Below are 12,787 nucleotides of genomic sequence, written 5' to 3' on the forward strand. Positions count from 1 at the left end.
AAGTGCAAAGACCAATAAAGAGTGAATCGCGGCCAGGCAGCGGGTGCTGCCCCCTTCGATAACCTACCTCGACCGTGCCGCCATGCCCGCAGCTGTCTCAGTCGTGGAAGGTTTGCAGCGAATATTGGTCACAGATCGACATGTTGAAACGCGTCCACATCAAAAAGGCCTTTATCGGTGATTTTAAGGTGAGGGATCACCGGCAGCGGTAGAAACGCAATCTGCAGAAACGGCTCCGGCAGGCGGCATCCAAGGTCTTTGGCGGCTTTGCGCAACGGGATCAATCCCGTGTGAACCTGTTCGTGCGGCAACTCACTCATAAGACCGGCAATCGGCAGCGCAAATTCGGCGAGTATGTTGCCATCCGCCACCACGACAAAGCCGCCCTGAAGGTCAATCAGCCGGTTGGCGGCTATGGCCATGTCGGCATCATTCATCCCCAGCACGGTGATGTTGTGGCTGTCATGGCCGACGGAGGAGGCCAGCGCGCCTTTTTGCAGGCCGAATCCTTCGACAAAGCCGAGGCCGGACAGCGGCAGCGATGCTGTGGATTTGCCATGGCGTTCAATGACGCCAAGCTTTGCCAGATCAGTCTGCGTATCAGCTGTCAGAAATCCGTCTGCCGCCGGGGCGTTGCGGCGCAGATGTTGGGTCAGAATCAGACCGGCCTCAACGCCAATGACGGAAATCTCACGCGATGGTCCGGGCATCTGAAAATGCGCCGCCGTCACCGCATCGGCTTTGACACTGTTCTGTCCGACCGCGGCAATGCTGCGGCGTGTGCGAAACAGGGCCTCATTCACCGGTCTGCCTGCTGATATGACCTGGTCCACCCGGCAATCTTCCAGCGAGGACAACAGCGCGATATCGGCGCGATAGCCCGGTGCAATCAGACCCCGGTCCCAGAGGCGAAAGGCCTTGGCGGCGGACCAACTGGCAAGCCGGTAGACATGATGCAACGGCCGGCCAAGGCCAATCGCCGTGCGGATCATGTAATCCAGATGACCTTCTTCGGCGATCTCCATCGGATTGCGGTCATCTGTGCAGAACGCCACAAAACTCGAGGTGTTTTCATCGATGATTTCCGCCAGGGCATGAAGATCCTTGGAAACCGAGCCTTCGCGAATCAAAATGGTCAGGCCCTTGCGCAGTTTTTCGCGCGCCTCTTTGGCAGTGGTCGCCTCGTGTTCCGTGGCGATGCCGGTGGCGGAATATGCGTTCAGCTGCTTGCCGGAGAGCAGCGGCGCATGCCCGTCCTTCGGCCGGTCGGCAAACAACACCAGCTTTTCCAGCATGTCGGCCTCACCGGCCAGCACACCGGGAAAATTCATCACTTCCGCCAGACCGATGACCTTCCTGTGGGTCATGAAGGGTTGCAGATCATTGGCCGCAAGTGTTGCGCCGGAGGTTTCAAATGCGGTTGCCGGAACACAGGACGACAATTGGACCCGCAAATCCATGATGGTTTGCTCTGCGCAGTCGAGAAAATAACGAATCCCCACGGCACCCAGCACATTGGCGATTTCATGCGGATCACAAATAGCGGTCGTGACACCATGCGGCAGGACACAGCGATCAAACTCCAGCGGTGTGACAAGCGAGGATTCCACATGCAGATGCGTATCAATGAAGCCCGGCACCGCCGTCAGGCCGCTGCCGTCGATCTCGGTTCTGCCCTGATAGCTTTCGGCAATCCCGACAATCGTATCGCCGGTGATTGCGATATCGCCGTCGAACAATACCCCGGTTATGATATCCAGCGTGCGGATATTCTTGATCACCAGATCAGCCGGTTCATCACCTTTGGCCTGCTCGATTCTGGCCTTCAGATTACTTTCCATGATTTTGTCCTTTGCCGGATCATGCCGTGTCGCATTGGCATCCGCAAGACAGCGCTGCATTGCAATACTTATTCGGGCGTGATTTGTATCTCATTAAATCGGAAGCGGGCTGTTGCCCGGCAGAATCAGGAAGCTTTTATGTCGCAAGCGCAGATCATCAGCGGTAAAACCCTTGCCGCAACCGTGGTTGAAACCGTCAAACAGGCGACCGCCCGACTGATTGCGCAGACCGGCATAATTCCGGGCATTGCGGTCGTTATTGTCGGCGAAGACCCGGCCAGCCAGGTCTATGTCCGTTCCAAGGGAAAAAGGGCCGAGGAGTGCGGGTTTCTGTCGCGCACCCACCGGCTCGATGCCGGCACCAGCGAGGCCGATCTGCTGACGCTGGTTGAAAGCCTCAATGCCGACGCTGCGATTCACGGTATTCTGGTGCAATTGCCGCTGCCTCAACACATCTCTGAGGAAAAAATTGTTGAAAGCATCTTGCCGGAAAAGGATGTCGACGGCTTTCACCCCATCAATGTCGGATTGCTCAGTTCGGGAAACCGCAGCCGGGCGATGATCCCCTGTACCCCTGCCGGCAGCCTGATGCTGGCAAAACAGGCACTTGGCGAGAACTTGAGCGGGCTCAATGCGGTGGTCGTCGGCCGTTCCAATATCGTCGGCAAGCCGATGGCGGCGTTGCTGCTGCAGGAAAGCTGCACCGTGACCATTGCCCATAGCCGCACCCGGGAAATTGAGGCGCTGTGCCGCAATGCGGATCTTCTGGTGGCGGCGGTCGGGCGGCCGCAAATGATCAATGCCGGTTGGATCAAGCCCGGTGCAACAATCATCGATGTTGGCATCAACCGCGTTGATGCACCGGAAAAGGGCGAGGGCAAGACCCGTCTCGTCGGGGATGTGGATTTTGATGCCGCGCTTGGCGTTGCCGGGGCAATCACACCGGTTCCCGGCGGTGTCGGCGTGATGACCATTGCCATGTTGATGGCCAACACCGCAATTGCGGCCGCGCGCGCTGCAGGACGGGCGGACCTAGAGCCGGATCTGTCGCTCTAACGCACAATGGTCAGGGTTTTTGCGGCGCGTGTGACGGCAGTATAGAGCCAGCGCTCGCGATGCTCGCGGAAGGCAAAGCTTTCATCGAACAGCACAACATCGTCCCATTGCGAGCCCTGCGCCTTGTGCACCGTCAGTACATAGCCAAAATCAAACTCGTCGGATTTGCGCCGTTCCGGCCAGGATAATTCAGATTCCCGCCCCTGAAAGAACTCAGGCCGCACCCGGACCCGGGTCTGGCGCGATTTGACCCCCTGAATGATCGGCGGCGGGTCGGGCAGAAGACGCAGATCATACAGTCCGACGCGGCTTTCTTTGGCGCTGGCCACCACCCACAGGCTGCCGTTCAGCAGGCCCTTTTTCTTGTTGTTGCGCAGGCAGATCAGCCGCTCTCCCGGATGTGGCATCGAGCCGTCATAGGATTGCAGCGCACGCATGCGGGCATTGTAATTCATCCGCGTGACATTGCGTCCCACCAGAGCCTGATCTGCAGCCATCATCAGCTCTGAGTCTATATCGCGGCGCGAAATCACCTGGCTTTCGCCATACTGGCCATACTCCAGTTTCTGGCCTTCGCGGATGCGCATCGACATCTCGATGATCGGATTATCGCGGGCCTGGCGATGCACCTCGGTCAGCAGAAAATCCGGCTCATGCTCGGTAAAGAAACCGCCGCCCTTGACCGGCGGCAATTGCGCCGGATCGCCAAGAACCAGCACTTTTGTGCCGAACGACAGGAGATCGCGCCCCAGATCTTCATCGACCATAGAGCATTCATCGATGATGATCAGATCCGCCTTGCCGGCTGGACTGTCGCGGTTCAGGGTGAATGTCGGATCAGCGCCGGTTTCCTCGTCGGGCCGGTAGATCAGGCTGTGGATCGTGCCGGCGTCCTCGCAGCCCTTTTCCCGCAGCACCTGGGCCGCCTTGCCGGTGAAAGCGGCAAATTCCACCGGGCCTTCGACACCTTCGGCCAGATGCCGGGCCAGCGTGGTTTTGCCGGTCCCGGCATAGCCGAACAGGCGAAACACCTGGGAGGCGCTGTCAGTAATCCATTCCGATACCAGAGACAGCGCCTGATCCTGTTCCGGCGACCACTGCATCAGGCGGCATCCCCAGTTTCGATCTCCTCGCGCAACAGCTCAAGTTCGAGCCATTTTTCCTCATGCTCAGCCAGCTTTTGCTGTGTCGCTTCCAGCTCTTTCACGGTTTTTGCAAAAGTCTCCGGCTGCTTGGCAAATAGCTTGGGATCGGCCATCACGCTTTCCAGCGAGGCAATTGTAGTGCCCAGCCGGTCAATTTCAGCGGGCAGGGTTTTCAAGGCATGTTGCTGGTTGAAACTGAGCTTGGCTCTGGTCTTCGCGGTTCCGCCCAGCTTGTTGGCTTTGCGGCTTTTTGATTTGCCTTGCGGCTTGTTCTCGGGGCGTTTGCCACGCTGGGTCAGCATGTCGGAATAGCCGCCGGGATAGTCCTGCCAATTGCCATCGCCCTCGCTCGATAGAGTGCTGGTGACGGTGCGGTCGAGAAAATCCCGGTCATGACTGACCAGAATGACCGTGCCGGAATAGTCGGCAATCAGTTCCTGCAACAGATCAAGCGTATCGAGATCCAGATCATTGGTCGGCTCGTCGAGCACCAGCAGATTGGACGGCTTTGCCAGCGCGCGTGCAAGCATCGCCCGGGCGCGCTCGCCGCCGGAAAGCTTCCCGACAGCCGTTCCAGCCTGCTCCGGTGTGAACAGGAAATCCTTCATGTAACTGAAAACATGGCGTTGCTGATCTCCGACCATCAGCATGTCGCCAACACCGCCGGTCAGCACGTCTTTCAGGCTTTGCGTGTCATCAAGCTGCTCGCGCTTCTGGTCGAGTGTCAGCATTTCCAGATTGGCACCCAGCTTGATGCTGCCGCTGTCCGGCTCGATCTGCCCGGTGAGGAGCTTCACAAGGGTGGTTTTGCCGGCTCCGTTCGGCCCGACAATACCAATCCGGTCGCCCCGGTTGATGCGCACGGAAAAGCCGGAAACCACGCTGCGCCCGTCATAGGATTTGGCAATCTCCGTCGCCTCAATGACGCGCTTGCCAGAGCTTTCTGCCTCTGCCGCCTGCATGTCGACAGAACCAGTGCGCTGGCGCAGATTGCGGCGCGTGTCGCGCAGGGCATGAAGCCCGTCGAGACGCCGGACATTGCGTTTGCGCCGTGCGGTTACCCCGTAGCGCAGCCAGTGTTCTTCGCGAACAATCTTGCGGTCGAGCTTGTGGCGCTCGGTTTCCTCTTCTTCCAGAACCTTGTCGCGCCAGCTCTCAAACCCGGAAAATCCCACGTTGATGCGGCGGGTAACGCCTCGGTCAATCCAGACAGTCGCACCTGTCAGACGCTCCAGAAAGGCGCGGTCATGGCTGATCAGCACAAAGGCGGAGCGCATCGACTGCAGTTCACGCTCCAGCCATTCAATCGTCGGCAGGTCAAGGTGGTTGGTCGGCTCATCGAGAAACAGAATATCGGGTTCCGGCGCAATGGCCCGGGCCAATGCAACGCGGCGTCCCTCGCCCCCGGACAGGGTTGCCGGGTTTTCCGTGCCATCCAGACCCAACTCGCCCAGCAGATACAGCGCACGGTAATTCTCATCACCTTCGGTCAGACCGGCCTCGACATATTCCAGAGTGGTGGCATAGCCGGAAAAGTCCGGCTCCTGCGGCAGATAGCGCGTTGTTGTGCCGGACTGCATGACCGGCGTGCCCTTGTCGGCTTCAACCAGTCCTGCAGCGATTTTCAGCAAGGTGGATTTGCCGGAACCGTTGCGTCCGACGAGAGCAATCCGCTCACCCTCATGGATCAGCAGTTCCGCTCCTTCCAGCAGCGGCGTGCCGCCAAAGGTCAGGTGAACGTCTTGCAGTGTCAGAAGGGGAGCGGCCATTGTTTTCCGGGAATGATTCTCTGTGAACGCTCTATATGTGCGATCAGCAGACCGGATGCAAAGAGAATGGCGACAAAAAACGCCCGCTGGACAATCAGGAAGCCGGGCGCACAAGAAAAAGGGCGGCCCGCAGACCGCCCTTCGTCAGATCAGAAGCGCTGGTGATTACATTGCCATGGCTTTGTCGATCACCACATGGGTCCACGCGCCTTCGGGTTCTTTGGAAATCACCGGATCGGAACCGCCGGCCAGCAGCGTGTCGACGGTGCGCTGATAGTCAGCCGGATCCAGCTTGCCACCACTGTCGCCGAGAAGCTTGACGATTTCGCTCATCATGCGTTTTTGATGTTTTTCGGTCTGAGCACCGGTCTCGTCGTAATCGAGCACGATTTCCGCCGCCGCATCCGAGTTTTCTCTGGCCCATTCCCAGCCCTTCATGGAAGCTGAAACAAAGCGTGCCATCTTGTCGACGAATTCAGGGTCTTGCAGTTTGCCTTCCAGCGCATAAATGCCGTCTTCCAGAGTAGAAACGCCCTGATCTTCATATTTGAACACAACCAGTTCGTCTTCTGGAATTCCGGCGTCCAGAACCTGGCCAAATTCATTGTAGGTCATGGTCGAAATGCAATCGGCCTGCTTTTGAATAAGCGGGTCGACATTGAAGCCCTGTTTCAGAACAGTGACGCCTTCCGGACCGCCATCTGTTGAAATACCCAGCTGTGACATCCACGACAGGAAGGGATATTCATTGCCGAAGAACCAGACACCGATGGTCCTGCCCTTGAAGTCTTCCGGGCTTTCAATCCCGGTTTCCTTGCGGCAGGTCAGCATCAGGCCGGAGCGTTTGAAGGGCTGCGCGATGTTGACCACTGGCACCCCGCGCTCACGCGCTGCCAGGGCGGACGGCATCCAGTTCAGCATCACGTCCGCGCCGCCGCCGGCCAGAACCTGCGGCGGGGAAATGTCCGGCGCGCCCGGCTTGATGGTGACATCAAGATCGACGTCAGAATAAAAGCCCTTTTCCAGCGCCACATAATAACCAGCAAATTGCGCCTGCGTGACCCATTGCAATTGCAGCGTCACACTTTCGGCGGCAAAGCCACCGGTTGCAGCAAGGCCCATGCCGGCTGCAACCCCAAGAGCAAGTGCTCCTTTAAAAAATGTTTTCATTGTTGTCTCCCTGTTAGAGGCGCCGCACGTGGCGCTGGTTTGCTTCTTCAGCGATTAGTCACAGTTCAAAGTCATCGACCGCGTGCCGAAGGATGCCAGAAGGTTATTCTGCGCTCTACGAGCGCGATCAAACCATAGAACGTCGAACCGGCCAGAGCCGCAACTGCAATGGTGGCCCAGACCAAATCCGTATTCAAGCGGCCAAATTCGGTACTGATGCGAAAACCCATGCCAACCGTCGGGGAACCAAAGAATTCCGCGACAATTGCGCCAATCAGGGCCAGTGTGGAGTTGATTTTCAATGCATTGAAAATAAACGGCATTGCGTTGGGCAGGCGCAATTTCAACAGGGTCTGTCCGTAAGACGCCGCATACGTCCGCATCAGATCTTTTTCCATACTGCCGGCTGAGGCAAATCCGGCGACACAATTAACCAGCATCGGGAAGAAAATCATGATCACGACGACGGCGATTTTTGAAGCCGGGCCAAATCCGAACCACATCACCATAATCGGAGCCACACCGATGATCGGCAGCGCCGAGGCCATATTGCCGACGGGCAGGAGACCGCGCTGCAGAAACGGCACCCGGTCGACCAGAACCGCAACCAGAAATCCGGCACCGCAACCGATGATATAGCCCGGCACCACGCCGAGAAGGAATGTCTGCTGAAAATCAGCCCACAGCACCGGCAGGGATTCTGCGATGCGCAATCCGATCTGACTGGGTGGCGGCAGCAGGACAAAGGGAATGCCGGCTCCGACCACGATCATTTCCCACAACAGCAAAAGCCAGAAACCGAACAGGATGGGAATGCCAAGATCAAGTGCGGTCTGCGCTCTGCCTGAGAAAGTGCGGGTGGAAATACGCGCCACTGTCTGCCAGGCCAGCAGCCAACTGCCGGTCAGAAGCAGCCAGAAGCCCCAACTTGCGGCACCGCTATAGGCCGGCAGCATGAACAGCAGCACAGCGGCGGTCAGATGGGCGGCAAGAAACAGCAATAAATCACCCAGCCAACCCTGCAGGCGAACTGAAATCAGTGCGCCGGCAATGAGCAGTACGCAAAGACCGCCAGGCGTGCGCAGAGGCTTCGGGATGCCATCATTGCCAGCCAGAAATGCCAGCGGCAGGAACAGGGCTATGATTGCAGCCAGAATGGCCAGCCAGATCAGCGGTTCACGCCATTCCTCGGGCAGAGAAGGGATTTGGTAAGCGGTGCGCGTCTGGCTCATCAGCCCGCCTCCGCTTTTTCGCCCATGCGTCGGCGCACCCATCTATCGGCCACTCCAACCAGTGCGACCAGCATGGCAGCACAAAATGCCGCCATCAGCAGGGCCGACCAGATCAGCACGGTCTGGCCATAATAGGATCCGGACAGCAGCCTTGCGCCAAGCCCGGCGACAGCTCCGGTCGGCAACTCGCCGACAATGGCGCCGATTAGAGAAATCGCAACCGCGACTTTCATACTGGTGAACAGATAGGGCAGGGCAGAGGGCCAGCGCAGCTTCCAGAAGGTCTGCCATTGGCTGGCATTGTAGGTGCGCAGCAGATCAAGATGCATCTTGTCGGGCGAGCGCAGCCCCTTCACCATGCCCACGGTCACCGGAAAGAACGACAGATAGGTCGAGATCAGCGCTTTTGGCAGCAGCCCGCGAATGCCGACAGCATCGAGAACCAAAATCACCATCGGCGCAATTGCGAGGATTGGAATAGTCTGGGACATGATGACCCAGGGCATAAGGCTTTTTTCCATGGAAACCACATGGACAATAATGGTGGCCAGCAGAATGCCAAGGCCGGTGCCCATCAGGAAACCAAGCAATGTCGGGGCCAGTGTCACTCCGGCATGGTAGACCAGTGAGCGCTTTGACGTGATGTTCTTGTTGACAATTGTGTCCCACAGATTTTCAGCAACCTGATGCGGAGAAGGCAGAACAGGCCGCTCCTGATTCAGGGCCGACACAATAAAATCTACGGTCGAAGGACTGACCTCAGCACGGGCGTCGAGGCTGCGTTGAAATTGCGCATTCAGCCCGACGGAAGCCGCGTACCAGATGGCGATAATGCCAAGCACCACCACCACAACCGGAAGCACTGTGCCGGACAGAGCGCGGCTGACAAGGCCGGGGCGCAAAATGGTTACCGGTGGAGCGGTCACGTCAGTCATCGTAGGAATGCCCGGCCCGCAGCCCTTCGCGCACCCGGTGTGCGATATCAAGAAATTCCGCAGATTCGCGAACATCCAGACTGCGCTGGCGCGGCAGATTACAGTCAATCACATCATGCACCTGTCCGGGCCGTGGCGACATCACCACAATCTTGGTCGACAGAAACACGGCCTCTGGAATGGAGTGGGTGACAAACACCACGGTCTTGTCGGTTTTTTCCCATAGTTTCAGCAATTGCTCGTTGAGGTGATCGCGCACAATCTCGTCGAGCGCGCCAAACGGCTCATCCATCAACAGAAGTTTTGGCTCCACCGCCAGAGCACGGGCAATCGAGGCGCGCTGCTGCATGCCGCCGGAGAGCTGCCAGGGAAATTTTTTCTCAAATCCGGTCAGGTTGACCAGTTCAAGATTTTTGGCGATGCGGCTGTTCCGCTCGTCTTTTGACAGCCCCATGATTTCCAGCGGAAGTGCGATGTTGCGCTCGATAGTGCGCCACGGGTACAGCGCTGCGGCCTGAAAGACATAGCCATAGGCCCGCTGCAGCCGGGCTTCTTCCGGCGACATGCCATTGACGGTGATTGCGCCGCCCGTCGCCCGTTCCAGATCCGCGATGACGCGCAGCAGGGTAGTCTTGCCACAGCCGGACGGGCCGATGAAAGACACAAACTCGCCTTCCGATATCGACAGATCAATATGCGACAGGGCATGGACCGGGCCGTCATTGGTTTCAAATGTGAGCGACAGATCGTCAATCTGAATGACAGATTTCTCCGTCACCTCCGTTTCCTTCAGGGCCGGGTCACTGCTCATTCAAATACCAACATTGTTCGGCTCCGCGATCGCCCGTCCTGCAATCACACACCTGCTGGTATGCCACTGCGTTCAACCTTGCGCGGCGAGGTCAGTTCTTTCCATTTCGACAGGGCCTGATTGACCGGTGGGTTGGCTTCGCGCTTGATGAAACGGCCACGGCCCGTCTCTCCGGTCACGTCGCCTTCCTTGAAAACGATCTCGCCGCGATTCAGCGTCATCACCGGCAGACCGGTAACTTCAAACCCTTCGAACACATTGTAATCAATAGCTGATTTCTGTTTTTCAGCCTTGATTGTTTTCGATGCTTCCGGGTCCCAGATAACAATATCGGCATCTGCGCCGGGCATGATGGCACCCTTTTTGGGATACATGTTGAGGATGCGGGCAATATTGGTCGAGGTGACAGCCACGAATTCATTCATGGTCAGGCGGCCTGTCCGCACGCCTTTGCTCCACAACACCGGCATCCGGTCTTCCAGGCCGCCTGTGCCGTTCGGAATTTTGGTGAAATCACCAATGCCGGACCGCTTCTGCGCGGTGGTAAAGGCGCAGTGATCGGTCGCCACAACCTGCAGGCTGCCGGCGGCCAGTCCGGCCCAGAGCCCATCCTGATTGAGCTTGTCGCGAAATGGCGGCGACATGACGCGGCGTGCGGCATAATCCCAGTCCGGATTGAAATATTCGCTTTGATCGAGTGTCAGGTGCTGGATCAGCGGCTCGCCATAGACCCGGATGCCCTTCTGCCGTGCCCGGCGGATGGCTTCATGGGCCTGCTCGCAGGAGACATGGACAATATAAAGCGGAACGCCGGCCTGATCGGCAATCATGATAGCGCGGTTCGCAGCTTCTCCCTCAACTTCAGGCGGGCGGGAATAGGCGTGCGCTTCCGGTCCGTTATTGCCCTCTGCCAGCAGTCTTTGCTGGAGTTGCGCGACCACATCGCCGTTTTCGGCATGCACCAGCGGCATCGCGCCGATTTCCGCACAGCGCGAGAAGGACGCGAACATTTCATCATCATCCACCATCAAAGCGCCCTTATAGGCCATGAAATGCTTGAAGGTATTGATGCCCTCGGCGACGACTTTCGGCATATCATTGAAAATCTGTTCGCTCCACCCGGTGATGGCCATGTGGAAGGAATAGTCGGTGCGTGCCTTGCCTGCCTTCTGGTACCATTGCTGCAACGGTTCCATCAGCCCGCCGGAGGGGTCCGGCAGACAGAAATCTACCACCATTGTGGTGCCGCCAGCCAGTGCTGCCGCCGTTCCGGTGTCAAAATCGTCAGACGAATGCGTCCCCATGAAAGGCATTTCAAGATGGGTGTGCGGATCAATTCCGCCCGGCATCACATAGCAGCCCGAGGCATCGATAATTTCGTCGCCGTCCAGATCGGCACCTACGGCGGCAATGCTCTCGCCCTCGATCAGCACATCGGCTTTGTAGGTGCGATCAGCGGCGATGATCGTGCCACCTTTAATGACTTTACTCATGGTTTGAACTCCTCAGTTTTATCTCGGGCTGTTGCGTCTGTTCTGCCGGCCTGCATTGTCGGCTATTCAACAATTTCAGCCGTCTCCACCACCGCATGAAACAGCACATCTGCACCGGCTTTTGCCCATTCCGGCGAAATATCTTCCGCTTCATTGTGCGACAGGCCATCGACGCAGGGGCACATCACCATTGCTGTCGGTGCCACCCGATTGATCCAGCAGGCATCGTGACCGGCCCCTGAAATCAGGTCACGGTGGCTGTAGCCAAGGCGCTTTGCGGCATCACGCACGGCGCTGACACAGGTTTCATCAAATGTGATGGGGTCAAAGCCGCCAACCTTTTCAAATTCAACGCCGAGCCCCATCTCATCACAGATTTTTTGCGCACCTTGCTTGAGACGCTTTACCATATCTTCAATCACGGCCAGCTGCGGAGAGCGCAGATCGACTGTGAAAACCACCTTGCCGGGGATGACATTGCGGCTGTTGGGATAGACATTAATATGCCCGGCGGCCCCGACCGCATCAGGCTTGTGGGACCAGGCGATTTCGTCAACTAGCTCCAGCACCCGCGCCATGCCCAGCCCGGCATTGCGGCGCATCGGCATTGGCGTGGAGCCTGTATGGCTCTCCTTGCCGGTGATCGTCACCTGGGTCCATGACAGGCCCTGGCCATGGGTCACGACGCCAATGTCCTTGCCCTCGGCCTCAAGGATCGGACCCTGCTCGATATGCAGTTCAAAGAAGGCGTGCATCTTGCGCTCACCAACCGCTTCCTCGCCGCGCCAGCCGATCCGCTTCAACTCCTCGCCGAAGGATTTGCCTTCCGCATCCTTGCGCCCATAGGCCCAGTCCTGGTCATGCATTCCGGCAAACACGCCCGATCCCAGCATTGCCGGGGCAAAGCGGGTGCCTTCTTCATTGGTCCAGTTGGCCACCACAATCGGGCGCCGGGTTTTCAGATCGAGATCATTCAGGGTACGGACAATCTCCAACCCTGCCAGAACGCCCAGAGCTCCGTCATATTTGCCGCCGGTCGGCTGGGTATCAAGGTGCGAGCCAACATACACCGGCAGGGCGTCCGGGTCGGTGCCCTCGCGGCGCATGAACATGTTGCCCATCTGGTCGAGCGCCATGGTCAGGCCTGCGTCGATACACCATTTGCGGAACAGGATACGGCCTTCACCATCTTCATCGGTCAGGGTTTGCCGGTTGTTACCGCCGGCAATGCCAGGTCCGATCCTGGCCATTTCCATCAGCATGTCCCAAAGCCGGTCGCCATTGATCTTCAGATTGTCACTTGGTGCTGCCATGTCTGCCTCAATTGTTCTGGTG

The 12,787-nt window shown here is 58.0% G+C and carries 10 protein-coding genes; 1 reads left to right on the forward strand and 9 read right to left on the reverse strand.

Features of this window, described 5'->3' with window-relative positions; all coding sequences use genetic code 11:
- Positions 1-128: 128 nt before the first annotated feature.
- A complete protein-coding gene (gene ade, locus RAL88_RS19640; RefSeq protein ID WP_306269768.1) occupies positions 129-1,841 on the reverse strand; it encodes an adenine deaminase in 1,713 nt (570 codons plus the stop codon).
- A 138-nt stretch (positions 1,842-1,979) separates the two neighbouring features.
- Between ade and folD the strand changes: the two genes are divergently transcribed.
- Positions 1,980-2,897, forward strand: coding sequence for a bifunctional methylenetetrahydrofolate dehydrogenase/methenyltetrahydrofolate cyclohydrolase FolD (gene folD / locus RAL88_RS19645; protein WP_306265781.1), 918 nt, complete (start codon positions 1,980-1,982; stop codon positions 2,895-2,897).
- Here folD and RAL88_RS19650 read toward each other — a convergent pair.
- From RAL88_RS19650 to RAL88_RS19685, 8 genes are all read right to left on the reverse strand, one after another.
- Entirely contained in the window at positions 2,894-4,000 is a 1,107-nt protein-coding gene (locus RAL88_RS19650; RefSeq protein ID WP_306265783.1) for an ATP-dependent RecD-like DNA helicase, read from the reverse strand. The genes folD and RAL88_RS19650 overlap by 4 nt on opposite strands.
- Positions 4,000-5,811 carry an ABC-F family ATP-binding cassette domain-containing protein gene (locus RAL88_RS19655; RefSeq protein WP_306265785.1) on the reverse strand — a complete coding sequence of 604 codons (1,812 nt, stop codon included), beginning with the start codon at positions 5,809-5,811 and terminating at the stop codon, positions 4,000-4,002. The genes RAL88_RS19650 and RAL88_RS19655 overlap by 1 nt, the downstream gene beginning before the upstream one ends.
- A gap of 165 nt (positions 5,812-5,976) precedes the next feature.
- Positions 5,977-6,981: an ABC transporter substrate-binding protein gene (locus RAL88_RS19660; RefSeq protein WP_306265787.1), complete on the reverse strand. Its 1,005-nt coding sequence runs from the start codon at positions 6,979-6,981 to the stop codon at positions 5,977-5,979.
- Between the two features lie 71 nt (positions 6,982-7,052).
- Positions 7,053-8,213 (reverse strand): ABC transporter permease, encoded by a 1,161-nt coding sequence (locus RAL88_RS19665; protein WP_306265789.1) that lies wholly within the window; start codon positions 8,211-8,213, stop codon positions 7,053-7,055.
- Complete coding sequence (locus tag RAL88_RS19670; protein ID WP_306265791.1) at positions 8,213-9,148, reverse strand: ABC transporter permease; 936 nt, start codon at positions 9,146-9,148, stop codon at positions 8,213-8,215. The genes RAL88_RS19665 and RAL88_RS19670 overlap by 1 nt, the downstream gene beginning before the upstream one ends.
- Positions 9,141-9,959: an ABC transporter ATP-binding protein gene (locus RAL88_RS19675; protein ID WP_306265793.1), complete on the reverse strand. Its 819-nt coding sequence runs from the start codon at positions 9,957-9,959 to the stop codon at positions 9,141-9,143. Before RAL88_RS19675 ends, RAL88_RS19670 begins: the two co-directional genes overlap by 8 nt.
- A gap of 44 nt (positions 9,960-10,003) precedes the next feature.
- The gene (gene hydA / locus RAL88_RS19680; RefSeq protein ID WP_306265795.1) at positions 10,004-11,452 is read right to left on the reverse strand and encodes a dihydropyrimidinase; all 1,449 of its coding nucleotides are present in this window, start codon (positions 11,450-11,452) and stop codon (positions 10,004-10,006) included.
- A gap of 62 nt (positions 11,453-11,514) precedes the next feature.
- Positions 11,515-12,765 carry a Zn-dependent hydrolase gene (locus RAL88_RS19685; protein WP_306265797.1) on the reverse strand — a complete coding sequence of 417 codons (1,251 nt, stop codon included), beginning with the start codon at positions 12,763-12,765 and terminating at the stop codon, positions 11,515-11,517.
- Between the last annotated feature and the right edge of the window lie 22 nt (positions 12,766-12,787).

Origin of the sequence: Pararhizobium sp. IMCC3301 (assembly GCF_030758315.1) — a bacterium.
Classification (GTDB): Bacteria; Pseudomonadota; Alphaproteobacteria; order Rhizobiales.

Excerpts from the sequence above, each read along its gene's own strand:
- RAL88_RS19665 (WP_306265789.1), bottom strand. The coding sequence starts at position 8,213 with ATGAGCCAGACGCGCACCGCTTACCAAATCCCTTCTCTGCCCGAGGAA.
- RAL88_RS19675 (WP_306265793.1), bottom strand. The coding sequence starts at position 9,959 with ATGAGCAGTGACCCGGCCCTGAAGGAAACGGAGGTGACGGAGAAATCT.
- RAL88_RS19685 (WP_306265797.1), bottom strand. The coding sequence starts at position 12,765 with ATGGCAGCACCAAGTGACAATCTGAAGATCAATGGCGACCGGCTTTGG.
- folD (WP_306265781.1), top strand. The coding sequence starts at position 1,980 with ATGTCGCAAGCGCAGATCATCAGCGGTAAAACCCTTGCCGCAACCGTG.
- RAL88_RS19670 (WP_306265791.1), bottom strand. The coding sequence starts at position 9,148 with ATGACTGACGTGACCGCTCCACCGGTAACCATTTTGCGCCCCGGCCTT.
- ade (WP_306269768.1), bottom strand. The coding sequence starts at position 1,841 with ATGGAAAGTAATCTGAAGGCCAGAATCGAGCAGGCCAAAGGTGATGAA.
- RAL88_RS19650 (WP_306265783.1), bottom strand. The coding sequence starts at position 4,000 with ATGCAGTGGTCGCCGGAACAGGATCAGGCGCTGTCTCTGGTATCGGAA.
- RAL88_RS19655 (WP_306265785.1), bottom strand. The coding sequence starts at position 5,811 with ATGGCCGCTCCCCTTCTGACACTGCAAGACGTTCACCTGACCTTTGGC.
- hydA (WP_306265795.1), bottom strand. The coding sequence starts at position 11,452 with ATGAGTAAAGTCATTAAAGGTGGCACGATCATCGCCGCTGATCGCACC.
- RAL88_RS19660 (WP_306265787.1), bottom strand. The coding sequence starts at position 6,981 with ATGAAAACATTTTTTAAAGGAGCACTTGCTCTTGGGGTTGCAGCCGGC.